20 protein-coding genes are annotated in these 23939 nt (G+C 59.6%); 11 read left to right on the top strand and 9 right to left on the bottom strand.

Translation table 11 applies throughout. The annotated features are described in order from the left end of the window. Positions 1 to 13: 13 nt before the first annotated feature. Genes menD through menE form a run of 5 tightly spaced genes read left to right on the top strand, consistent with a single transcriptional unit; the run spans position 14 to position 5634 of the window. Positions 14 to 1684, top strand: coding sequence for a 2-succinyl-5-enolpyruvyl-6-hydroxy-3-cyclohexene-1-carboxylic-acid synthase (gene menD, locus C3451_RS02930; protein WP_022648819.1), 1671 nt, complete (start codon positions 14 to 16; stop codon positions 1682 to 1684). Beyond that, complete coding sequence (menH, locus tag C3451_RS02925; RefSeq protein WP_045620908.1) at positions 1681 to 2457, top strand: 2-succinyl-6-hydroxy-2,4-cyclohexadiene-1-carboxylate synthase; 777 nt, start codon at positions 1681 to 1683, stop codon at positions 2455 to 2457. Before menD ends, menH begins: the two co-directional genes overlap by 4 nt. After that, positions 2454 to 3311: a 1,4-dihydroxy-2-naphthoyl-CoA synthase gene (gene menB, locus C3451_RS02920; protein WP_014832749.1), complete on the top strand. Its 858-nt coding sequence runs from the start codon at positions 2454 to 2456 to the stop codon at positions 3309 to 3311. The genes menH and menB overlap by 4 nt, the downstream gene beginning before the upstream one ends. After that, entirely contained in the window at positions 3311 to 4276 is a 966-nt protein-coding gene (gene menC, locus C3451_RS02915; RefSeq protein ID WP_045620907.1) for an o-succinylbenzoate synthase, read from the top strand. Before menB ends, menC begins: the two co-directional genes overlap by 1 nt. After that, on the top strand, positions 4273 to 5634 hold the full coding sequence (gene menE / locus C3451_RS02910; RefSeq protein WP_022648815.1) for an o-succinylbenzoate--CoA ligase: 1362 nt from the start codon (positions 4273 to 4275) through the stop codon (positions 5632 to 5634). The genes menC and menE overlap by 4 nt, the downstream gene beginning before the upstream one ends. Here the strand turns inward: menE and C3451_RS02905 are convergent, their stop codons facing one another. Genes C3451_RS02905 through C3451_RS02895 form a run of 3 tightly spaced genes read right to left on the bottom strand, consistent with a single transcriptional unit; the run spans position 5635 to position 8584 of the window. Further along, positions 5635 to 7149: a tripartite tricarboxylate transporter permease gene (locus tag C3451_RS02905; protein WP_022648814.1), complete on the bottom strand. Its 1515-nt coding sequence runs from the start codon at positions 7147 to 7149 to the stop codon at positions 5635 to 5637. 11 nt (positions 7150 to 7160) lie between these two features. Further along, positions 7161 to 7592, bottom strand: a complete 432-nt coding sequence (locus C3451_RS02900; protein ID WP_022648813.1) for a tripartite tricarboxylate transporter TctB family protein — start codon at positions 7590 to 7592, stop codon at positions 7161 to 7163. Positions 7593 to 7603: 11 nt separating this feature from the next. Beyond that, entirely contained in the window at positions 7604 to 8584 is a 981-nt protein-coding gene (locus tag C3451_RS02895) for a tripartite tricarboxylate transporter substrate binding protein (protein WP_038416442.1), read from the bottom strand. Positions 8585 to 8736: 152 nt separating this feature from the next. On the opposite strand from C3451_RS02895, the gene tctD reads away from it, so the two are divergent. From tctD to C3451_RS02875, 4 genes are all read left to right on the top strand, one after another. Beyond that, positions 8737 to 9411 (top strand): transcriptional regulator TctD, encoded by a 675-nt coding sequence (gene tctD / locus C3451_RS02890; RefSeq protein WP_045620906.1) that lies wholly within the window; start codon positions 8737 to 8739, stop codon positions 9409 to 9411. Further along, positions 9398 to 10807 (top strand): sensor histidine kinase, encoded by a 1410-nt coding sequence (locus C3451_RS02885; protein ID WP_023306632.1) that lies wholly within the window; start codon positions 9398 to 9400, stop codon positions 10805 to 10807. The genes tctD and C3451_RS02885 overlap by 14 nt, the downstream gene beginning before the upstream one ends. Before the next feature lie 129 nt (positions 10808 to 10936). Further along, positions 10937 to 11476: a YfaZ family outer membrane protein gene (locus C3451_RS02880; RefSeq protein WP_022648809.1), complete on the top strand. Its 540-nt coding sequence runs from the start codon at positions 10937 to 10939 to the stop codon at positions 11474 to 11476. 94 nt (positions 11477 to 11570) lie between these two features. Continuing rightward, positions 11571 to 12770 carry a nicotinamide mononucleotide deamidase-related protein YfaY gene (locus C3451_RS02875; RefSeq protein WP_124304229.1) on the top strand — a complete coding sequence of 400 codons (1200 nt, stop codon included), beginning with the start codon at positions 11571 to 11573 and terminating at the stop codon, positions 12768 to 12770. 31 nt (positions 12771 to 12801) lie between these two features. On the opposite strand, the gene glpC is transcribed toward C3451_RS02875, so the two are convergent. From glpC to glpA, 3 genes are read right to left on the bottom strand one after another with little or no spacing between them, the layout of a single operon-like run. Further along, the gene (gene glpC / locus C3451_RS02870; RefSeq protein ID WP_045620905.1) at positions 12802 to 13992 is read right to left on the bottom strand and encodes an anaerobic glycerol-3-phosphate dehydrogenase subunit GlpC; all 1191 of its coding nucleotides are present in this window, start codon (positions 13990 to 13992) and stop codon (positions 12802 to 12804) included. After that, the gene (gene glpB / locus C3451_RS02865; protein WP_045620904.1) at positions 13989 to 15206 is read right to left on the bottom strand and encodes a glycerol-3-phosphate dehydrogenase subunit GlpB; all 1218 of its coding nucleotides are present in this window, start codon (positions 15204 to 15206) and stop codon (positions 13989 to 13991) included. The genes glpC and glpB overlap by 4 nt, the downstream gene beginning before the upstream one ends. Next, positions 15196 to 16824: an anaerobic glycerol-3-phosphate dehydrogenase subunit A gene (gene glpA, locus C3451_RS02860; RefSeq protein ID WP_045620903.1), complete on the bottom strand. Its 1629-nt coding sequence runs from the start codon at positions 16822 to 16824 to the stop codon at positions 15196 to 15198. The genes glpB and glpA overlap by 11 nt, the downstream gene beginning before the upstream one ends. 250 nt (positions 16825 to 17074) lie before the next feature. Between glpA and glpT the strand changes: the two genes are divergently transcribed. Both glpT and glpQ read left to right on the top strand, forming a co-directional pair. Further along, the gene (gene glpT / locus C3451_RS02855) at positions 17075 to 18427 is read left to right on the top strand and encodes a glycerol-3-phosphate transporter (RefSeq protein ID WP_022648804.1); all 1353 of its coding nucleotides are present in this window, start codon (positions 17075 to 17077) and stop codon (positions 18425 to 18427) included. 11 nt (positions 18428 to 18438) lie between these two features. Continuing rightward, positions 18439 to 19497 carry a glycerophosphodiester phosphodiesterase gene (gene glpQ / locus C3451_RS02850; protein WP_045620902.1) on the top strand — a complete coding sequence of 353 codons (1059 nt, stop codon included), beginning with the start codon at positions 18439 to 18441 and terminating at the stop codon, positions 19495 to 19497. Positions 19498 to 20039: 542 nt separating this feature from the next. On the opposite strand, the gene yfaE is transcribed toward glpQ, so the two are convergent. The 3 genes from yfaE to nrdA all read right to left on the bottom strand — a co-directional run bounded on the left by yfaE (position 20040) and on the right by nrdA (position 23818). Next, complete coding sequence (gene yfaE / locus C3451_RS02845; RefSeq protein WP_003859419.1) at positions 20040 to 20294, bottom strand: class I ribonucleotide reductase maintenance protein YfaE; 255 nt, start codon at positions 20292 to 20294, stop codon at positions 20040 to 20042. Continuing rightward, positions 20294 to 21424, bottom strand: a complete 1131-nt coding sequence (nrdB, locus tag C3451_RS02840; protein ID WP_022648802.1) for a class Ia ribonucleoside-diphosphate reductase subunit beta — start codon at positions 21422 to 21424, stop codon at positions 20294 to 20296. Before nrdB ends, yfaE begins: the two co-directional genes overlap by 1 nt. A gap of 108 nt (positions 21425 to 21532) precedes the next feature. Continuing rightward, on the bottom strand, positions 21533 to 23818 hold the full coding sequence (gene nrdA / locus C3451_RS02835; protein WP_023300610.1) for a class 1a ribonucleoside-diphosphate reductase subunit alpha: 2286 nt from the start codon (positions 23816 to 23818) through the stop codon (positions 21533 to 21535). Positions 23819 to 23939: the final 121 nt, after the last annotated feature.

Raw genomic sequence — 23939 nt, 5'->3', positions numbered from 1 at the left:
ACTGGACAATCTCATGTCAGTAAGTTCTTTTAACCGACGCTGGGCGACGGTGATCCTTGAAGCCCTGACCCGCCATGGTGTCAGGCATGTGTGTATTGCTCCGGGCTCTCGCTCCACGCCGCTCACCCTTGCTGCGGCGGAAAACAGGGCTTTTATTCATCACACCCATTTTGACGAGCGTGGTCTCGGCCACCTGGCGCTCGGGCTGGCGAAAGTCAGCAACGCGCCCGTGGCGGTGATAGTGACTTCCGGCACGGCGGTGGCAAACCTCTATCCGGCGCTGATTGAAGCGGGGTTAACCGGCGAAAAGCTGATTTTACTCACCGCCGATCGTCCTCCGGAACTTATTGACTGCGGCGCGAACCAGGCGATTCGTCAGCCTGGCATTTTTGCCTCGCATCCTTCACAGACGGTCTCGTTGCCGCGCCCCACCCAGGATATTCCCGCCAGCTGGCTGGTCTCAACTCTCGACCACGCCATGAACGCACTGCGCAGCGGCGGGCTGCACATTAACTGCCCGTTTGCCGAACCGCTGTACGGCGAAATGAACGAGACCGGCCTAGCCTGGCAACAGCAGCTGGGAGAATGGTGGGAGAGCGAAAAGCCCTGGCTGCGTGAGCAGACGCATCTGGAAAGCGCTAAGCAGCGCGACTGGTTCTTCTGGCGCCAGAAGCGCGGGGTGGTGATTGCCGGGCGGATGAGTGCGGCGGAAGGCAAGCTGGCGGCGGAGTGGGCACAAACGCTTGGCTGGCCGCTGATTGGTGACGTGCTTTCCCAGACGGGCCAGCCGCTGCCCTGCGCTGACCTCTGGCTGGGGAACGCGAAAGCGGTCACCGAGCTGGCGCAGGCGCAAATTGTCGTCCAGCTGGGCTCGAGCCTGACGGGCAAGCGACTGCTCCAGTGGCAGGCCACCTGTACGCCAGAAGAGTACTGGCTGGTGGATCCGCTCGAAGGACGCCTTGACCCGGCGCACCATCGCGGTCGCCGCCTGGTGAGCGATATTGACAGCTGGCTGGAATTGCATCCGGCGGAAAAACGCAAACCCTGGGCGGTGGAGATCCCGGCGCTGTCGCGTCAGGCGTGGGAACTCACCAAAGCGCAGTGCGAGGAGTTCAGTGAAGCCGGGCTGGCGCACCGTATCCGCAAATATCTTCCCGAGCAGGGGCAACTTTTTGTCGGTAACAGCCTGGTGGTGCGCCTGATTGACGCCTTTTCGCAGCTGCCCGCGGGTTATCCGGTATACAGCAACCGGGGCGCGAGCGGCATTGACGGACTGATCTCCACCGCCGCTGGCGTACAGCGGGCCAGCGCAAAATCCACGCTGGCGATTGTGGGGGATCTCTCAGCCCTCTACGATCTCAACGCGCTGGCGCTCCTGCGTCAGGCGTCGGCTCCGTTCGTGCTGATTGTTGTTAACAATAACGGCGGACAGATTTTCTCCCTGCTGCCGACGCCGCAAAGCGAACGTGAGCGCTTCTATCTGATGCCGCAAAACGTGCAGTTCGAACACGCCGCCGCCATGTTCAGCCTGAAGTACCATCGCCCGGAAAACTGGGACGCGCTGGAGACGGCGCTGAACACCGCCTGGCGGCAGCCTGGCGCGACGCTGATTGAGCTGGTGGTAAACGATTCTGACGGCGCGCAGAAGCTGCAACATCTGCTGGCGCAGGTGAGTCACCTGTGATCCTCGCTGGCGTCACTCAGCCCGGAAAATCAGGCTACCCCTGGCTGGTTTTCTTGCACGGTTTTTCCGGTGACTGTCGTGAGTGGCAGACCGTTGGGGCGTCGCTGCATGACTACCCCAGGCTCTACCTTGACCTGCCCGGGCACGGTGGTTCAGCGGATACGGGCGTGACGGGGTTTGCAGAGGTAAGTGAACTGCTCACGCATACCTTAATTAGTTACAACATACTAAATTACTGGCTGGTAGGGTACTCTCTCGGTGGCCGCATTGCGATGTTCCATGCCTGCCAGCATCCTGCGGGGTTAGACGGGGTGATTGTGGAAGGTGGACACCCTGGGCTGCAAGACGTCGAGGCGCGCCAGGCGCGGCTGACCTCGGACCGCCGCTGGGCGTCACGTTTTCGCAGTGAGCCGCTTGAAGCCGTCTTTGCCGACTGGTATCAACAGCCGGTCTTTACCTCCCTTACGGATGAACAGCGCAACGCGCTGATCGCGCTGCGTAGCCGGAACAACGGCCCGAGGCTGGCTGAGATGCTGGAAGCCACCTCGCTTGCCGTTCAGCCTGATTTACGTCCCGCGCTCACCGCGCGTGATTTTTCTTTCGACTATCTCTATGGCGAACGTGACGGGAAGTTTGCAGCCATCGCTGCTGAACTTAACGCCATGCGTCATGCTATCCCTCATGCCGGACACAACGCCCACCGGGACAACCCGGAAGCGGTTGCCGCGAGTCTGGCTCAGATACTACGTTATCGAACAAAGGACACGCTATGATCTATCCTGATGAAAACATGCTTTACGCGCCGGTTGAATGGCAGGACTGCTCCGAAGGCTACACCGACATTCGCTACCACAAATCCACCGATGGTATCGCCAAAATCACCATCAATCGTCCACAGGTACGCAACGCGTTTCGTCCGCTGACCGTAAAAGAGATGATCCAGGCGCTGGCGGATGCACGCTACGACGACAACATCGGCGTCATCGTCCTCACCGGGGAAGGGGAGAAAGCCTTCTGCTCGGGCGGCGATCAGAAAGTCCGCGGCGACTACGGCGGATACCAGGATGATGCCGGCACGCACCACCTGAACGTGCTGGATTTCCAGCGCCAGATCCGCACCTGTCCAAAACCGGTGGTTGCGATGGTGGCAGGTTATTCCATCGGCGGCGGTCATGTGCTGCACATGATGTGTGACCTGACTATCGCGGCGGAAAATGCCATTTTCGGTCAGACTGGCCCGAAAGTTGGCTCCTTCGACGGCGGCTGGGGGGCATCCTACATGGCGCGCATCGTCGGCCAGAAAAAAGCCCGCGAAATCTGGTTCCTGTGCCGTCAGTACAACGCCCAGGAAGCGCTGGACATGGGGCTGGTTAACACCGTGGTGCCGATCGCCGATCTGGAAAAAGAGACCGTGCGCTGGTGTCGCGAAATGCTGCAAAACAGCCCAATGGCGCTGCGCTGCCTGAAAGCGGCCCTCAACGCCGACTGTGACGGTCAGGCGGGACTTCAGGAGCTGGCGGGTAACGCCACCATGCTGTTCTATATGACCGAAGAGGGTCAGGAAGGGCGCAACGCGTTCAACGAAAAACGCCAGCCAGACTTCAGCAAATACAAACGGAACCCGTAATGCGTCGCGCGCAGGTTTACCGCTGGCAGATACCGATGGACGCGGGCGTGGTACTGCGTGAAAGGCGGTTAAAAACCCGTGATGGCTTTTTCGTGCATCTCCGGCAGGGCGAGCGGGAAGGGTGGGGCGAAATCGCCCCGCTTCCGGGCTTTAGCCTGGAAACGCTGGATGAGGCGCAGGCGGCGCTGATGGCCTGGACGCACGAATGGCGTGAGGGGGCAGCTCCGTCGCTGCCGGACGTTCCTTCCGTCGCGTTCGGCATCAGCTGCGCGCTGGCAGAGCTGGACGGCTGTTTGCCGGATGCGGCGAATTATCGCGCCGCGCCGCTCTGTTCCGGCGATCCCGATGAACTTTTCGCGCTGCTCTCCGGGATGCCTGGCGAGAAGGTGGCGAAAATTAAGATCGGCCTGTACGAAGCGGTGCGCGACGGGATGGTGGTTAACCTGTTACTGGAAGCCATTCCCGATCTGCACCTGCGCCTGGACGCCAACCGCGCCTGGACGCCGCTCAGGGCGCAGCAGTTTGCGAAGTACGTCAACCCGGCGTACCGCAACCGCATCGCGTTTCTCGAAGAGCCGTGCAAAACGCGCGACGACTCTCGCGCCTTCGCCCGGGAAACCGGCATTGCCATTGCCTGGGATGAGAGCCTGCGCGAAGCCGGTTTTACGTTTGCCGCCGAGCCGGGCGTCGGGGCCGTGGTCATTAAGCCAACGCTGACCGGCAGCCTCGACAAGGTGCGCGAGCAGGTTGCGGCGGCCCATGCCGCAGGGCTGACGGCGGTGATCAGTTCATCCATCGAATCCAGCCTCGGGCTGACGCAACTGGCGCGCATCGCTGCATGGTTAACGCCGGACACCGTTCCCGGTCTTGATACGCTAAACCTGATGCAGGCCCAGCTGATTCGCCAGTGGCCGGACAGCACCTTGCCGTGCCTCGATGTCGGGACGCTGGAGCCGCTGCAATGACTTTTACCGACTGGCCGTGGCGGCACTGGCGCTCCAGGAGTGCCGATACACCCGCGCTGCGTTTAGACGATATAACGCTCAACTGGTCACAGTTGGGCGAGCGTATCGATCGTCTGGCAGCCGGTTTTCAGTCTCAGGGTGTCAGGGACGGGGACGGCGTCATGCTGCTCGCCCACAACCATCCGCAGACCCTGCTGGCCTGGCTGGCGCTGCTTCAGTGCGGCGCCCGCATTTTGCCGGTGAACCCTCAGCTTCCCCGACCGCTGCTGGACGTCCTCCTGCCGCAGATGACCCTGCGCTTTGCGCTGGTGCTTAACGGTGAGTATGACGGTCTGCCTGGGCTGGTATTAAGAGAGGGCGAGGAGCAGGGCGGCGTGACGTGGCGGGCAGAACGGCTGGCCTCGATGACGCTCACCTCCGGCTCCACCGGCTTGCCAAAAGCGGCGGTGCACACCTGTGCCGCCCACCTTGCCAGCGCAAAAGGCGTGTTGTCGCTGATGCCTTATGGCGGTGATGACGACTGGCTGCTGTCCTTGCCGCTGTTTCACGTCTCCGGTCAGGGGATTTTGTGGCGCTGGTTGCAGGGCGGAGGCCGTCTCACCGTGCGTGAAAAACAGCCGCTGGAGCAGGCCCTGCAGGGCTGTACCCACGCCTCGCTGGTGCCGACGCAGCTGTGGCGGCTGCTCAATTCACACCATCCCGTTGCGCTGAAAGCCGTGCTGCTCGGCGGGGCGGAAATCCCCGTTGAGCTGACCGAACAGGCGCGCAAGCAGGGGATCCGCACGTTCTGCGGCTACGGTCTGACCGAGTTCGCCTCCACCGTCTGCGCCAAAGAGGCCGACGGCGCGCCGGACGTGGGCAGCGCGCTGCCGGGCAGAGACCTTCAGGTGGTGAACGGTGAAGTCTGGATCCGGGCGGAAAGCATGGCGGCGGGCTACTGGCGAGACGGCGCCTTACTGCCGCTTGTCAACGAGCAGGGCTGGTTCGCCACCCGCGATCGCGGAGAGTGGCATGACGGACGCCTGACCATTCTGGGCCGAATGGACAATCTCTTTTTCAGCGGCGGAGAAGGGATCCAGCCGGAAGCGCTGGAGCGCGTTATCGTCACACATCCGCAGGTAAGCCAGGTGTTTATCGTCCCGCTGGATGACGCCGAATACGGGCAACGCCCGGTGGCGGTAGTGGAATGTGAGCCGGGCACGGATATCACGCTGTTGCCGGAGTGGGTTCAGGGCAGGCTGGCGCGCTTTGAGCAGCCGGTACACTGGCTGGCGCTGCCGTCAGAACTGAAAAATGGCGGGATAAAGATCTCCCGCCAGGCGTTAAGGCAGTGGGTCAATGCCCTGTTGAGGGGCTAATCAGCCGATATCCGGCTGCGGTTTCTGCTGGCGTCGACGCATCCAGCGCAGCACCGGCGGCACGACAATCACCATGATCGCCATCGCCAGCAGGATCTTCGTCACGCTGCTCTCCCACAGGATCGCCATGTTGCCATTGCTGATGGAGAGGGCGCGGCGCAGGTTCTGCTCCAGCATTTCCCCCAATACAAACCCTAAAATCAGCGGCGACATCGGGAAGTGCATCTTGCGCAGAATGTAGCCCAGCACGCCGAGCAGCACCATTAACACCAGGTCGAAGGTGGTGCTGTGCACCGCGTACACCCCAACCGCAGAGACGGCGGCGATGGCCGGGACCAGGAACCACAGGGGAATGGTCAGCATGCGGGTGAACAGCCCGATCAGCGGGATGTTCATCACCAGCAGCATCACGTTGGCGATCAGCAGGGCGGCAATCAAACCCCAGACGATATCGGGCTGCTCGGTAAACATCGCCGGACCGGGAGTGATGTTATAGAGCGTCAGCGCGCCCATCATCACCGCGGTGGTGCCGGAGCCTGGCACGCCGAGGGTCAGCATCGGGATAAACGAGCCGCAGGCCGAGGCGTTATTCGCCGCCTCCGGCGCCGCCACGCCGCGGATATCGCCTTTACCGAAGCTGTCGCTGTTACCGCTCAGCTTTTTCTCGGTCATGTAGGTAATGGCGCTGGCGATAGTCGCCCCCGCGCCTGGCAGAATGCCGACGAAGAAACCGATCACCGCTGAACGCAGGGTGGCACCCACACACTGCGCACCCTCTTTGGCATTAAAGAGCATACGTCCGGTTTTACGCACCAGCGTCTGCCCGCTGCTGGTATGTTCCAGCATCAGTAAGATTTCTGAGACAGAGAACAGACCAATCACCACGACGATAAACTGCACGCCGTCGGAGAGATGAACGCTGTCGAAGGTAAAGCGATAAACCCCGGTGTTGGCATCCACGCCGACGGTGGCCAGACTGAGGCCAATCAACGCAGACAAAAACGACTTCAGCGGATTCTGCGCCATCATGCTGCCGAGACAGGCGATGGCGAATACCATCAGGGCAAAATACTCGGCCGGACCAAATGCCAGCGACCACTGGGCCAGCGCCGGGGCGAAGAGGATGATGCCGCCAATGGCGATCAGGGAGCCAAAGAACGAGCTGACGGCGGAAATAGAGAGCGCCACGCCGCCGCGTCCCTGCTGTGCCATCGGATAGCCATCCAGCGCGGTCATAATGGCGGCGGCATCGCCGGGAACGTTAAGCAGTATCGAGGAAATACGCCCCCCGTATTCGCAGCCGATATAAACCGTCGCCAGCAGGATCAACGCCGATTCCGCAGGCAGGTGCAGCGCAAAGGCCAGCGGCAGTAAAATCGCCACGCCGTTGATAGGCCCAAGGCCCGGCAGCAGGCCAACGATCGTCCCGACGAAACAGCCGATCAGGGCGATCACCAGGTTTTCCGGGGTCATCGCTACCGCGAACCCCTGAGAGAGATAGATCCAGGTATCCATAGCGTGCTCCGTTAGTTAAACCATGCGCCGAGCGGCAGGGTCACGTCCAGCAGGCGGTCGAAGGCGTACCAGAGTAAAATGCCCAGTACGACCCCGGAGATCCCCGCCGCAGGCAGCGAGGCGTTAAACAGTATGCCAATCACCATCGTCAGCAGGGCGGTGGCGATCGGGAAGCCGAGCCACTCAAAGCCCCACGCGTACATCAGCAGAACAATCACCATTACCAGCAGACGTTGCAGCGTGCGGCGTGGCGGCCACTCCACGGTGTCCGGATGGCGCAGCAGCAGGGCCACCGAACAGAGCAGCATCAGGCCGACAATGCCGACGGGAAAGGGGCGTGGCCCCACGGGTTCATAGCTGTATTCGCTGTGGATCTGCCAGGCGACGAACAGGCCGCCAATGCAGAGCAGCAGCCATATCCCTGCAAAAATGCGATCGCTCATAGCGCCTCCGGTTATTTCGCAAGACCAAAGGCTTTCGCCTGTTCGCGGTAGTCATTCACCTGTTTTTTCACATACTCGTCCAGCTGCTTGCCGTTCAGGTTGAACTCAAACAGCCCGCGCAGATCGCGCTGTTTTTTGAACTCCTCGGTTTGCTGAAGTTTTGCGAAGGTATCCACCCACCACTGGTACTCGGCGTCGGTCACTTTTGGCCCGACGAAGAAGCCACGGATGATCGGCCAGACCAGGTTATAACCCTGCTCTTTGGCGGTTGGGACGTCTGCCAGCTGGCCCGGCAGACGGTTTTCCGAGAAGACCGCCAGCACGCGGATCTTATCCCCGCTCAGGTAGGGCACCATTTCGCTGAGATCGCCCGATACTGCCTGCACGTGATTGCCCATCAGCGCCGTCACCGGCTCACCGCCGCCTTCAAAGGCCACGTAACGCATTTTGTGCGGATCCACTTTGGCCTGCTGCGCCAGCAGCGCGGCTTTCATCCAGTCCTGGCTGCCGATAGAGGCGCCTGCGCCAATCACCACGCTGTTCGGATCTTTTTCCATGGCGGTCAGCAGATCTTTCAGGGATTTCCACGGGGAGTCGGCGCGAACGGCGATCATGCCGTAATCGGTGCCCACGGTGGCGAGCCAGCGCACGTCATTTACGTCATAACGACCAAATTTCCCCTGCGACAGGTTCAGCAGCGAGCCGCCGGAGAAGGCCACCACGGTGCCGGGTTCAGCAGGGCGCTGGGCGACGATGGCGTTATAGGCTACCGCGCCCACGCCGCCGGGCATGTAGGTGACGCGCATCGGTTTCTCAATGGCCTTCGTCTCCAGCAGGCTGACCTGAATCAGCTTACAGGTCAGGTCAAAGCCGCCGCCGGGTTTGGCCGGTGCGATACACTCGGTGCGGGACGGGGTGTCCTGCGCCTGGACGACAGAGGCACTCAACAGCAATACGCTTGCAGCAAGGGTAGAAAGTAATTGTTTTTTCATCGTTTATCCTCACGCCGGAGAACCGGGAGTACGGGTACGGGTGTCTTTTTTCTGATTATGTGAACCACCTTGTAGCGGTTCCGTTGCGTGATTGTTAAAACAATAACCTTTCATTTCCCTTTCACTGCGACACCAACTTTACAGGATGTGATATGCGTCTCTTACTGGCGGAAGATAATCGTGAGCTGGCTCACTGGCTGGAGAAAGCGCTGGTACAAAACGGATTTGCCGTGGATTGCGTCAACGATGGACGGGCGGCCGATCACCTTTTACAGGGGGAAAACTATGCCGTCGCGATCCTTGATATCGGCATGCCCGGCTTCGACGGGCTGGAAGTGGTGCATCGTCTGAGAAAGCGCGGGCAGACGCTGCCGGTGCTGTTTCTTACCGCCCGCAGCAACGTGGCAGACAGGGTGAAAGGGCTGAATGCCGGGGCGGATGACTATCTGCCGAAGCCGTTCGAGCTGGAGGAGCTTGATGCCCGCCTGCGCGCGCTGCTGCGCCGCAGCGAAGGGCGAACCCAGGAGCGCCAGCGGCTGGGAGAGCTGGAGTACGATGATGAAGGCTTTTTTCTGCTGCGCGATGAACCTCTTTCCCTCACGCCGCGCGAGCTCTCTTTACTGAAGGTGCTGATGCACCGCCGGACCCGTCCCGTCTCCCGGCAACAGCTCTTCGACCAGGTGTTCAGCCTGAACAACGACGTCAGCCCCGAGAGTATCGATCTCTATATTCACCGCCTGCGTAAGAAGCTGACCGGCAGCGGCGTGCGGATCACCACCCTCCGGGGACTGGGCTACGTGCTGGAGTGCGGCGATGAAGTGGGTTAAGCCGCAGTCGCTTTACCTGCAACTTTTGCTCTTTCTGGGTTTGCCGCTGCTGCTGTTATGGGGGCTGTCAGCCTTTAACAGCTACGTTAGCGCGCTACAGGCGGCGACGCAGGCCTATGACCGCACGCTGTTATCCTCGGCGCGCACCGTGTCTGAGCGGCTGGTGGTGCACAAGGGCAAGCTGCTGGTGAACGTGCCCTGGGTCGTGCTCGACAGCTTTGAGCTGAACATGAACGATCGCCTCTACTACAAGGTGGTTGACCCTGACGGGCGGACGATCTCCGGCTATGACGATCTGCCAAATATGCCTCCCTCCACGTCGCGCACCACTCACTATCCGGCGCTGGCGTGGTTTTATCATACCGAGTATCGCGGGCAGGCGATCCGCGTGGCGAAGCTGCTCCAGCCGGTTAACGAAGATAATGTGTTCGGGATGGCGGAAATTTATGTCGCAGAAACGTTGCAGTCGCGGCGCTATCTGGCCACACAGCTGCTGTTTTCCTCGCTCGTGTCGCAGGGGCTGCTGGTGCTGCTGACGCTGGTCCTGACCGCCTGGCTGCTGCGCCGCGTGCTGCGCCCAATGCGGCAACTCTCTTCGCTGATGGTGCGCCGTGAGCCCGGGCTGTTGGCCCCGCTGCCGGAGCTGCTGCCCTGGTCGGAAACGCGGCTGCTGATTGTGGCGTTTAACCGTTACATCGACCGGTTGCGCGGCGTACTTTCGCGGCAGGAGCGCTTCAATGCCGATGCCTCACACCAGCTCAAAACGCCGCTGGCGGTGCTAAAAACGCAGGTATCCGTTGCTCTGACGCGTAACGATCCGGCGCTGTGGCAGGAGAGCTTACGGGCAATGAACGTTACGCTGGATAACACCATCGTGCTGACGGAAAGACTGTTACAGCTTTCGGCGGTGAAGCGGAAAGAGCAGGGGGAGCGACAGTTTGCCCCTGTCGATCTGGTACAGGTGGTGCAAAACTGCTGCTTTTCGCGGCTGGCACAGGCGCGCAGCAAGGGTATCGATCTCGGTTATGACGGCGTACAGCAGCCGGTAATGATTGAGGGGGATGACGTTTTGCTGGGCGAACTCTGCGCTAACCTGCTGGAGAACGCGATCAAATACACGCCGGAGCAGGGCATCGTGACGGTGTACCTGCGCATGGATAACGATGCCGTTGAGCTGAGCGTGGAGGACAGCGGACCGGGTATTGCCGAAGACCAGATCTCCCAGGCCATGCTGCCGTTTCATCGGCTGGATAACGTGGGCGATGCCGCCGGGTCCGGCATTGGCCTGGCGCTGGCCAACGATATTGCCCGCCTGCACCGCAGCCATCTTCAGCTGATGCCCAGTGAAAATCTGGGCGGCCTGTGCGTAAAAATGCGTTTTTTATTGATGATATAAATACCGATATTATCAAATCGTTACAAACTAATTGCCCGATGTCCACTGAGCGCATTGATCCCACAGACAGTCAGGTTAAAATCTCGCGGTTTTTGGACATCTCTGAATATATTGTGCGGGATCACGACAATGAAAAAAGTGGCATTAATGGGCTTAGGCCTGATGTTTGTATCGGCAGCAGCCAACGCTATTTCCTTCAACGGCTCGGCGGGCGAAGATTATACCCACCTGGGCTTTGGTCTTGGCACGGATAGCGCAGGCCTGGCGATGACCGGCGGCTGGACGCATAACGACGACGATGGGGATGCGGCAAGCCTGGGGCTGGGCTTCAACGTACCTTTGGGTCCTTTCCTGGCGACAGTCGGCGGTAAAGGGATTTACACCAACCCGAACGACGGTGACGAAGGTTATGCGGCGGCAGTGGGCGGCGGTTTGCAGTGGAAAATCGGCGACAGCTTTGGCCTGTTCGGTGAGTACTACTACTCTCCGGATTCCCTCTCCAGCGGTATCGATAGCTATGAGGAAGCCAACGTGGGTGGACGCTGGACCATCATCCGTCCTGTCACCATCGAAGCGGGTTATCGTTATCTGAACCTGGCGGGTAAAGACGGCCACCGCGACAACGCGCTGGCAGATGGTCCCTACATCGGTGTGAGCGCAGGTTTCTAATCCTTTCGGCGCGGCGTTCAGTCGCGCCAGTTTCTCTCTTCCCCCGGTCTTCGATTGCGCTATAGTGTTTTGACCATTGAAATGGGAGAACACAATGATAAACGTGGAAATGTTATCCACTGGCGACGAAGTGCTGCATGGGCAAATCATTGATACCAATGCCGCCTGGCTCGCCGATCTCTTCTTTGAGCAAGGATTACCGTTAACGCGCCGCAACACCGTGGGTGACAATCTTGAGTCGCTGGTCAACGTTCTGCGCGAGCGCAGCGAACGCTGCGACGTGCTGATTGTGAACGGCGGGCTTGGGCCCACCAGCGACGATCTCAGCGCGCTGGCCGCCGCCACGGCCAGAGGTGAAGGCCTGGTCCTGCACGAGGCGTGGCTGGCACAGATGGAGCGATTTTTCTCCGAGCGTGGCCGCGTGATGGCCCCCAGCAACCGCAAGCAGGCTGAAATTCCCGCCAGCGCGGAACTGATTGATAACCCGGTCGGCACCGCCTGCGGGTTTGCCGTTCAGCTGAACCGCTGCCTGATGTTCTTCACCCCGGGCGTGCCGTCGGAATTTAAAGTGATGGTCGAGCAGCAGATCCTGCCGCGCCTGCGCGCGCGCTTCACGCTGCCTGAACCGCCGCTGTGCCTGCGTCTGACCACCTTTGGCCGCTCGGAAAGCGACCTGGCCCAGAGCCTCGATCACCTGCAACTGCCTCCCGGCGTGTCGATGGGCTATCGCTCCTCCATGCCGATTATTGAACTGAAGCTGACCGGACCGGCGTCTGAGAAAGCCGCTATGCTGGCGCTGTGGCCGGAAGTGCAGCGCGTCGCCGGGGAAAGCCTGATTTTCGAAGGAACGGAAGGGCTGCCGGCGCAGATCGCAGCGCATTTGCAGTCCCGCCAGCTGAGCGTGACGTTAAGCGAGCAGTTTACCGGTGGGCTTCTGGCGCTTCAGCTTACCCGGGCGGGTGCGCCGCTGCTGGCCAGTGAAGTGGTGCCGTTCCAGCAGGGGACGCTGGCGCAGACGGCGCGCTGGGCATCCGAGCGCAGAGTGAAGCATTTCGCCGGACTGGCGCTGTTTGTGGGCGGGCTGGATGAAGAGCATCTCAACTTCGCCCTGGCAACGCCGGAAGGGACGCACGCCCTGCGGGTGAAGATGAGCATTACCCGCCACAGCCTGGCCGTGCGTCAGGAGGTGTGCGCGATGATGGCGCTGAACATGCTGCGCCGCTGGCTGAACGGGAAAGAGGTCGCCAGCGAGCACGGCTGGATCAACGTCGTGGAATCGCTGTTTGTAGAGTGAGAATGTGCCGGGGGAGTGTCCCCGGCAACGGTTACGCCAGTGCGTTTGCCAGCAAGGTAATGGGATGTTCACAGCGTTTGCTGGTGGACATCTCGATCTGCCACTTGCAGGTTTCACAGTCCGTCACCACGATATCTGCGCCGCTCTCTTCAATCTGCCGGAACAGCGGCGCGCCAATGGCCTGTGACGTTGGGTAGTTTTCACGCTTGAATCCGTAGGTGCCAGCGATGCCGCAGCAGCGTGAGTCCAGCACCGTCAGCTCCAGCCCCGGGATCAGCCGCAGCAGCTCCAGCGTATAGATCGACCAGCCCATCTTCTCCATATGACATGGCGTGTGATACACCACCTTCAGCGGCAATTTGCCCAGCGGTAACGTCTGCCCACTGTCCAGCTTGCGCCAGAGAAAACGGGTCGCCAGCTCAATGTGCTCGCGCAGGCCGGTGTTATCCACATCCAGCAGATGCGGATATTCATCGCGCAGCGTGAAGGTACAGGTTGACGACGTCGCCAGTACCGGTATCCCTTTGTCGACGATCGCCTCACGTAAAGAGGTGACGTTGCTTTTTGCCTGCCTGCGCGCTTTGTCGGTAAAACCGTTGGCAATCAGCGGAACGCCGCAGCACTTCTCTTTGCTCAGCAGCTGAACGCCCGTCCCCATGGCGTTCAGCACTTTCAGCAGGTCTTTCCCCAGCTGCGGATGGTTGTAGTTCACGTAGCAGCCGTGGAAGAAGGCAACCTGCTCAGCGAACTGCGCCTGTTCTGCCGCCACGGATTTATACCAGCGGCGGAAGGTGCCGTGAGAATATTTCGGCAGACTGCGGTGATGGTCGATTTTGAGCGTCGCATCCAGCAGCCTGCGCACCGGCTTCAGGGCGGTGGCGGCATTGACGACCGGCGCGAAAGGCGTCGAGAGGCTGCCCATCAGATCGGTGTGGCTCAGTATCGCGTCGCGCAGCGTCGGTTTTTGCGTACTGTAGCGGGCGCGGGCGCGCTGGATGATATCGCCTATTTTCACGTCCGACGGGCAGGCAACTTCGCAGCGTTTACAGTTGATACAGTATTTCAGCGCCTCGTCGTAGAGCGCGCCGTCCTTCAGGCGCAGACGCTCCCCGTCGGGGCCGGCCTGTTTCGGGCCGGGATAGCGCGGATCGACGCCGCTGACCGGGCAAACCGTGGTGCAGACCGTGCATTTGATACAGCTTTCAAATCGGGTGTCGTTCATTGTGCTCCCTCCCTGCGCTGGATAATCTGCTCCGCGACATGCAGCGCGGTGACGGCGCAGACGCCGCCACCGCAGCCCTGTGCCACGGGATCGTACCCGCCCAGAACCGAGCCGATGGCGTAAAGATTTTCAACCGGTTCCCCGCCCAGCTGCGGGCGCAGCTGGGTATCGACGATCACGCCGAACTGCTGCCAGGGCTGCGGGGTGAAGAAATCGCTTTGATACCAGTCCGCGCGGGAAGCGCTTTGCCGGACATCCAGCCCGAGAATTGCCTCACGCACGCCATCCCGGCTGCTCAGCAGACCGTTACTGAAGAAGCTGCCGCTTGCCAGCACCGTATAGCGTGCACGAAGCGGGATGTCGCCGTGGTTGCGGGTCCAGATTTCGCTTACCGCGCCCTCTGCCAGGGTGATTTTTTTCACCTCGTCGCCTGCCATCCAGATGCCACCCTGGGCGACAAACTGACGCTGAAGCTGGGTATGCAGACGAATGCCGGGCACGGAAGGGGGGAGCGTCGGCAGTAAACCGAGCGTACAGGGCAGGCGCGCCGAGAGCCAGCGCCAGAGCCGGTTGTCCGTTAAGCCAAAACAGGCGGGCATAAACAGGGCGTCGCAGGCCTCGCCGAGCGGTTGAAGCGCCGCGTACAGCTGCGGCCAGTAGCGTTCATTATCCAGCAGGCGGGCAATGTTCACCGCACGAAACTCGCTGGGGTTTTCGCGCAGTACGTCGAGCTCGGGGAGATCAATCTCCGCCGTATCCACCTGAATGCCCTGCTGTCTGAGAGACGCGGCGGCAAGATGCGGCTGGAAATCAAGGAAACCGCTGATCCCCACCACCCGCACGTGCCCGACAGCGATGGGGGCGACAGGCACCTCTTCCGGGCTAAGCCAGGCGGCGCGCAGAGTGCCGAGCGGCGTGACGCGCTGATGATTTTGCTCGGCGTCACCCTGCATGCGTGCGCCGCAGGCGGTAAGCAGGTGTTCGGTTTCGCAGGCAAAGCGGGCCATATTCTCTACGCCCGTCAGGCGGTAGGGATGTTCAGGCGGCAGATCGGCGAACGATAGCGCGCCCAGTAAATCCAGCGAGCCGGAAGAGAAGTGCAGGGCACTTTGACCGCGAGTGACAATGGCGCAGCGCAGACCCCGCTGCGTCAGTTTGAGACCGCACAGCAGGCCCGCCAGCCCTCCACCCACAATCACGGTATCAAATTTCATGGTTGTGCTCCTTCTCCAGACCGCAAAGTCCCTGATAGACCCAGCGGGTAAACTCACTTTCGCGCAGGGCATCGCCCCAGGCGACGGGCTGAATGCCTTTCCAGCGCTCATTTAAAAAATCGCTGAGCTGGGCTAGCGACTGGGTTGAGGAGGTGGCATGAAAACGTTGCAGCAGCCCGGCGGCACGGCAGGCGCACAGCTCCCCCTGACAGGTGCCCATCCCGACTCGCGTGCGGCGGCGTAAATCAAGCAGGTTGTTCACCGTCAGGTTTTCCACGGCATATTGCACCTCGCCTGCGGTCACGGCTTCGCATTCGCACACCAGGCTGCGGCTGAGTCGCCCTTCACCGAGCCAGGTTGGGGTGCGGTCGCCGTGACGGTAAATCGCCGAACCGCGAAGCGGGGCAGGGAGTGAAATGATTTTGTGCAGCGTTTTTTCTGTCGATTGCTGCGAGCCGGGCAGAGCCTGTTCCGCCGTCACGCACGGTGCGGTGTTGCCGAGCTTACGGCAGACGGCATCGGTGGCCCACTGGGCCATCAGCCGGTAGGTCATCAGCTTGCCGCCGGTAATGGTGATAAACCCGTCCATGCCGTCACGTTCAGCGTGATCGAGCAGCACGATGCCGCGGCTGACGTTACGCCCGCTCGGATCGTTGTCGCTGGCGACGAGGGGACGCACGCCCGCGTAGGCACGCAGAATACGCGTCTGCGCCATCACCGGGGCCAGCTTTTCCCCTTCGCGCAGCAGGATATCCACCTCTTCAGCGGTGACGCGGTTGTAATCAATTTCGCTGTAGTCCACATGCATTGAGGTCGTGCCGATTAACGAAATTGTGTCCCCCGGCACGAGGATATCGGCGTCAGACGGTTTACGGCAGCGGTTGATGACATGGTTATTGATGCGGTGGTCGAGGATCAGCAGCGAGCCTTTGGCCGGGAACATGCGCACCGACAGGTCCGCGTATTCCGCGATGCGCTGGCCCCAGATCCCCGCCGCGTTGACTACGACGGCGGCATACAGCTCGCGGTGTTCGTTGTACTGCGCATCAAACACGCGCACCCCGCGCACGCTATTACCTTCACGAATAAGCCCGGTGACGTGATGCCCGGTCAGGATCTGGGCGCCATGTTCCCGCGCGTCGAGCATATTGGCGGCGGTCAGGCGGAAAGGATCAACGGTTCCGTCCGGTACTTTTACCGCGCCCAGTAACGCCGGGTTTACCGAGGGTTCAAGACGGCGCGCCTGCGCAGGATCGATCGCCTCGGCCTGAATGCCTGCCGCCGTGCAGGCGGTGATAAAGGTTTGCTGAAAGCCGAGGTCATCTTCTGGAAGGGTGATAAAAAGACCGTTGGTCGGTTCAACGCAGTGGCGGGCGATGCGCCTGAGGATCTGGTTTTCAGCGATACACTCGCGTGCTGACTCAGCGTCAGTAACCGCATAGCGGGCACCGCTGTGCAACAGACCGTGGTTACGCCCCGTTGCGCCGGTGGCGATGTCGTGGCGCTCCAGAAGCGTGACGCTCAATCCCCGCAGGGCGCAGTCGCGTGCGATGCCGGCACCCGTCGCGCCACCGCCAATGATAATCACATCGCTGAAGCGTGGATCGTGAATTGTCATTGCCTTTCCTCTATGTTCGTTTTTTAGCATTTAGCCACATTGATCGTGTGGTTTGTTTGATTTCGAACATAAACGCGCGAAATTCGAAAGTGAAACGTGATTTCATGCGCTTTTTTGCGCATTCTGTCATATTTCTGTAACAATCTGTGCGTTGATTCACAGTAACATTCACCGTGATTTCTTAACATCGCCGCCTCTGTAGCCGGGCGCGAGATGCCCGGTCATTTTTTGAAAGGCCACGGAGGCTGTTATGCTCAGTATCTTTAAACCTGCGCCACACCGGGCGCGACTGCCAGAGGCAGAGATTGATCCTCTCTACCGCCGTCTGCGTTGGCAAATCTTCCTCGGGATCTTCTTCGGGTATGCGGCGTACTATCTGGTACGTAAAAACTTTGCGCTCGCCATGCCGTACCTGGTGGAACAAGGCTTCTCCCGCGGCGATCTGGGCTTTGCGCTGTCAGGGATCTCCATCGCGTACGGTTTTTCGAAGTTCATTATGGGGTCGGTGTCGGATCGCTCGAATCCGCGCGTGTTCCTGCCCGCCGGTCTGATCCTCGCGGCAGCGGTGATGCTGTTCATGGGCTTTGTGCCATGGGCGACCTCCAGCATTGCCGTCATGTTCGTACTGCTGTTCCTCTGCGGCTGGTTCCAGGGGATGGGGTGGCCGCCATGCGGACGTACCATGGTGCACTGGTGGTCACAGAAAGAGCGCGGTGGGATTGTATCGGTCTGGAACTGCGCGCATAACGTCGGGGGCGGGCTTCCGCCGCTGCTGTTCCTGCTGGGGATGGCCTGGTTCAACGACTGGCACGCGGCGCTCTATATGCCTGCCTTTGGCGCCATTCTGGTGGCGATTATCGCCTTCGCCCTGATGCGCGACACGCCGCAGTCCTGCGGCCTGCCGCCGATTGAAGAGTACAAAAACGACTACCCGGATGATTACAGCGAGAAGCACGAAGAAGAGCTGACCGCGAAACAGATCTTCATGAAGTATGTGCTGCCAAACAAGCTGCTGTGGTACATCGCGGTGGCGAACGTGTTTGTCTACCTGCTGCGCTACGGCATCCTCGACTGGTCCCCGACTTACCTGAAAGAGGTGAAGCACTTCGCGCTGGATAAATCCTCCTGGGCCTATTTCCTGTATGAATACGCGGGCATTCCCGGCACGCTGATCTGCGGCTGGATGTCGGACAAAGTGTTTAAGGGCAACCGTGGGGCGACAGGCGTGTTCTTTATGACGCTGGTGACCATCGCGACGGTCGTTTACTGGCTTAACCCGCCGGGTAATCCGGGTGTGGATATGGCCTGTATGATCGTAATCGGCTTCCTGATTTATGGTCCGGTTATGCTGATCGGCCTGCACGCGCTGGAGCTGGCGCCGAAGAAAGCGGCAGGCACGGCGGCAGGCTTTACCGGTCTGTTTGGCTACCTCGGCGGTTCAGTGGCGGCAAGTGCCATCGTCGGTTACACCGTCGATTTCTTCGGCTGGGACGGTGGCTTTATGGTGATGATTGGCGGCAGCGTGCTGGCGGTTCTGCTGTTGATCGTCGTGATGATTGGTGAAAAACGTCACCATGCCGAGGTGCTGGCGCGTCGTCAGTAAGGAGCATTGCGATGAAATTAACTCAGTTAGCGACAGGCCTGCTGCTGGCGGGCCTGATGACAGGCTCCGCGCTGGCGGCGGATAAAATCGTGATCGCCCACCGTGGCGCCAGCGGTTATCTGCCGGAGCATACGCTGCCGGCAAAAGCGATGGCCTATGCCCAGGGCGCAGATTATCTGGAGCAGGATCTGGTGATGACGAAGGACGACCAGCTGGTCGTTCTGCATGACCATTATCTTGACCGCGTGACGGACGTGGCGGAGCGTTTCCCGGATCGTGCCCGTAAAGATGGCCGCTACTACGCCATCGACTTCACGCTGGCGGAGATCCGCTCGCTGAAGTTTACCGAGGGCTTCGAGATTGAGAACGGTAAGAAGGTGCAGGTCTATCCGGGGCGTTTCCCGATGGGCAAGTCTGACTTCCGTATTCACACCTTCGAAGAGGAGATCGAGTTTGTTCAGGGGCTGAACCACTCGACGGGCAAAAATATCGGTATCTACCCGGAAATCAAAGCGCCGTGGTTCCACCATCAGGAAGGAAAAGACATTGCCGCGAAGACGCTGGAGGTACTGAAAAAGTACGGCTACACCAGCAAGAAGAATAAGATTTTCCTGCAATGTTTCGATGCTGCGGAACTGAAGCGCATCAAAACTGAGCTGGAGCCGAAGATGGGGATGGATCTCATTCTGGTGCAGCTGATTGCCTATACCGACTGGAATGAAACTCAGGAAAAACAGCCGGACGGGAAGTGGGTGAACTACAGCTACGACTGGATGTTTAAGCCGGGCGCGATGAAGCAGATTGCGCAGTACGCCGACGGCATCGGGCCGGATTACCACATGCTGGTGGCGGAAGGCTCAACGCCGGGCCACGTGAAGCTGACGGCGATGGTGAAAGAGGCGCATGCGAGCAAGATGCAGGTGCATCCGTATACCGTGCGTGCAGACCAGCTGCCGGAGTATGCGACGGACGTGGATCAGCTTTACGACGTGCTGTATAACCAGGCGGATGTGGACGGATTGTTTACGGATTTCCCGGATAAAGCGGTCGAATTCATTCACCGGAAGTAGGTTTTGTAGGTCGGGTAAGGCGAAGCCGCCACCCGACAATCAGGCTCTGCGGCCTGATGCCCTCACCCTAACCCTCTCCCACCGGGCTGAGGGATCCCCAGTAATTTTTTTATGCAGAAGCAATAAAGTTGCTTTCTAAATGACTGAGGGCTGTCAGCGATGCCCTGGTCCGGCTGTAAATCGCTGAGGCGTTTCCTGCAGGCCGGGGCGAGGCGCAGGGATGCGCCGAGAGGGCGGCTTTACAGGGACGTTGCCTCCGCCCGTACCCGATAAGCCGGAAGGAATAAGCCGAGGGCACCGCGAAGCGGCGATTTACCGCCGGGAGCCCGGGTCGCCAGGGTGGTGGCGACTGAGCCACCCTGGCACGTTCACCGGTCATGTCGTTACAGAGTAGCAAGGAACATAAAGTGAACGGAATGACCACCACCGCCGTATGTTCCCCTCACCCTAACCCTCTCCCCGGAGGGGCGAGGGGATTGCTCAGTGCTCGCATTAATTTGTGGGGAACCCTCAGCCCACCGGGAGAGGGGATAAGGACAACATCACATCTCGATCTCTATATCGCCTTTTGCCCGGCAGCAGCAGGGCAAAATTTCCCCTTCACTGATAAAGGCCAGCGGTTCGGTCAGCCAGTCTACCTGGCCTGCGACCAGACGGCAGCGGCAGGAGCCGCAGTAGCCTTCACGACACTGGTACTCGACTTCTACCTGATGCGCTTCAAGCGCCACCAGCAGAGAAGGGTGCTCTTCCTGGCACAACACCTCTGTACCCGAAAGGCTCAGCGTTACGCGGCTCATTAGAGCTGGAAATCGCTCAGGTCGTCGGTGTTGACTTCAGAATCAATCTGACCGACCAGGTAAGAACTCACTTCCACTTCCTGCGGCGCGACCTGCACGTTATCGGACACCAGCCAGGTGTTGATCCACGGGATTGGGTTAGAGCGCGTCTGGAACGGCAGGTCGAGACCGACGGCCTGCATGCGGATGTTGGTGATGTACTCAACGTACTGGCACAGAATGTCTTTGTTCAGGCCAATCATGGAGCCGTCGCGGAACAGGTAGTCTGCCCACTCTTTCTCCTGCTGGGCCGCCAGCACGAACAGGTCGTAGCATTCCTGTTTGCACTCTTCCGCAATTTCCGCCATCTCCGGATCGTCTGCACCGCTGCGCAGCAGGTTCAGCATATGCTGAGTCCCGGTCAGGTGCAGGGCTTCGTCACGGGCAATCAGACGGATAATTTTGGCGTTGCCTTCCATCAGCTTGCGCTCGGCAAAGGCGAAGGAGCAGGCGAAGCTCACGTAGAAGCGGATCGCTTCCAGGGCGTTGACGCTCATCAGGCACAGATAGAGCTGTTTTTTCAGGGTCCGCAGGTTTACGGTGACGGTTTTACCGTTCACGTTGTGCGTACCTTCGCCCAGCAGATGCCAGTAGCTGGTCATCTCGATCAGTTCGTCATAGTAGTGCGCAATGCCTTCGGCGCGCTTCTGGATCTGTTCGTTGGTGACGATATCATCAAACACCACCGCCGGATCGTTAACGATGTTGCGGATGATGTGGGTGTAAGAGCGGGAGTGGATCGTCTCGGAGAACGCCCAGGTCTCAACCCAGGTTTCCAGCTCAGGAATCGAGATCAGCGGCAGCAGCGCCACGTTCGGACTACGACCCTGAATGGAGTCCAGCAGCGTCTGGTATTTCAGGTTGCTGAGGAAGATGTGCTTTTCGTGTTCCGGCAGCGCCTGGAAATCGATACGGTCGCGGGAAACGTCAACTTCTTCCGGACGCCAGAAGAAAGAGAGTTGCTTTTCAATCAGCTTTTCGAAGATGTCATATTTTTGCTGATCGTAGCGTGCCACGTTGACCGGCTGGCCGAAGAACATCGGCTCTTTGAGCTGGTCGTTTTTCGTCTGTGAAAAGGTGGTATATGCCATTGCGGTGAGTCCTGTGGTGTTATTTCCCCTCACCCCGGCCCTCTCCCACAGGGAGAGGGGGAAAGAGTTCCCTCTCCCTGTGGGAGAGGGTTAGGGTGAGGGAATTTATTAGATCTTACATGCGCCGCTTTCGCAGCCATCATCCTGAATTGACGGCGCCAGGTCGTCCTGGGCGTCTTCCGCACCATCACGGGTGTTGTGATAGTACAGGGTCTTCACGCCAAATTTGTAGGCGGTGAGCAGGTCTTTCAGCAGTTGCTGCATCGGAACCTTGCCTGACGGGAAGCGCGTCGGGTCGTAGTTGGTATTGGCAGAGATCGACTGGTCGATAAACTTCTGCATGATACCCACCAGTTGCAGGTAGCCATCGTTGTTTGGCATTTCCCACAGCAGCTCGTAGTTGTTGCCCAGCGTTTCGTAATCCGGTACCACCTGACGCAGCACGCCGTCTTTCGACGCTTTGATGCTGACGTGGCCGCGCGGTGGCTCAATACCGTTGGTGGCGTTGGAGATCTGCGAAGAGGTCTCGGACGGCATCAGGGCAGAGAGCGTGGAGTTACGCAGGCCGTGAGTTTTAATGGACTCGCGCAGGCCTTCCCAGTCGAGGTGCAGCGGCTCGCTGACGATCGCATCCAGGTCTTTTTTGTAGGTGTCGATCGGCAGAATGCCTTTCGCGTAGGTGGTTTCATTGAACCACGGGCACGCGCCTTGCTCTTTCGCCAGCTCGTTGGAGGCTTTCATCAGGTAGTACTGAATGGCTTCGAACGTCTGGTGCGTCAGATTGTTGGCGCTGCCGTCGGAGTAACGCTTGCCGTTTTTCGCCAGCCAGTAGGCGAAGTTGATCACGCCGATACCTAAAGTGCGACGGCCCATTGCGCCGCGTTTTGCCGCCGGGATTGGGTAATCCTGGTAGTCCAGCAGGGCGTCGAGCGCACGAACCGCCAGCACGGCCAGCTCTTCCAGCTCGTCCAGGCTCTTAATCGCACCCAGGTTGAACGCAGAGAGCGTACACAGGGCGATTTCACCGTTTTCATCGTTCACATCGTCCAGCGGTTTGGTCGGCAGGGCGATCTCCAGGCACAGGTTGGACTGGCGCACTGGCGCAACCACCGGATCGAACGGGCTGTGGGTGTTGCAGTGGTCAACGTTCTGGATGTAGATACGGCCGGTAGAGGCACGTTCCTGCATCATCAGGGAGAACAGATCGACCGCCTTCACGCGCTGCTTGCGGATGCTGTCGTCTTTTTCGTATTTGGTGTACAGACGCTCGAATTCGTCCTGATCGGCGAAGAACGCGTCGTACAGGCCCGGCACGTCGGATGGGCTGAACAGGGTGATATCTTCACCTTTCAGCAGGCGGGTGTACATCAGCTTGTTGATCTGCACGCCGTAGTCCATGTGACGCACGCGGTTGCCTTCCACGCCGCGGTTGTTCTTCAGAACCAGCAGGCTTTCCACTTCCAGGTGCCACATTGGGTAGAACAGGGTCGCAGCGCCACCGCGCACGCCGCCCTGAGAGCAGGATTTTACTGCCGTCTGGAAGTGCTTGTAGAACGGGATACAGCCGGTGTGGAACGCTTCACCGCCGCGGATCGGGCTGCCAAGCGCACGGATACGACCAGCGTTGATGCCGATACCAGCACGCTGGGAGACGTATTTTACGATGGCGCTGGAGGTCGCGTTGATGGAATCCAGGCTGTCACCACACTCGATCAGTACGCAGGAGCTGAACTGACGGGTAGGGGTACGCACGCCAGACATGATTGGCGTAGGCAGAGAAATCTTGAACGTAGAGACCGCATCGTAGAAACGCTTCACGTAGTCCAGACGGGTTTCACGTGGATAATTAGAGAACAGGCAGGCGGCCACCAGAATATAGAGGAACTGAGCGCTCTCGTAGATTTCGCCCGTCACACGGTTCTGAACCAGGTATTTGCCTTCGAGCTGCTTCACCGCCGCGTAGGAGAAGTTCATGTCGCGCCAGTGATCGATAAACCCGTTCATCTGCTCGAACTCTTCTTCCGTATAGTCTTCCAGCAGATGCGTGTCGTATTTGCCCAGCTCAACCATTTTCACTACGTGATCGTAAAGCTTCGGCGGCTCGAACTGGCCGTAGGCTTTCTTACGCAGGTGGAAAATCGCCAGACGCGCAGCGAGGTACTGATAATCCGGTGCGTCGCGGGAGATCAGATCTGCCGCTGCTTTGATAATGGTTTCGTGGATATCAGACGTTTTGATGCCGTCGTAGAACTGAATGTGAGAACGCAGTTCGACCTGGGATATAGATACGTTGTTCAGTCCTTCTGCTGCCCAGTCGAGAACTCGATGGATTTTGTCCAGATTGATACGCTCGGTAGTACCGTCGCGCTTTGTCACCAGCAGACTCTGATTCATGTGGGTTTTTACCTGTCCGTGAAATAAAAAAATATCCCCCGCTTATCCACAGGACCGTCTTGTGACTAACTCTGTGGATAAATACTACATATAGGGGTTTTGCGATAAGAAGAACGCTATA

The organism is Enterobacter sp. 301B, assembly GCF_003850715.1.
GTDB lineage: Bacteria > Pseudomonadota > Gammaproteobacteria > Enterobacterales > Enterobacteriaceae > Enterobacter > Enterobacter intestinihominis.
The sequence above is the reverse complement of the archived record's forward strand: the minus strand, read 5'-3'. Positions and strand labels throughout refer to the sequence as shown.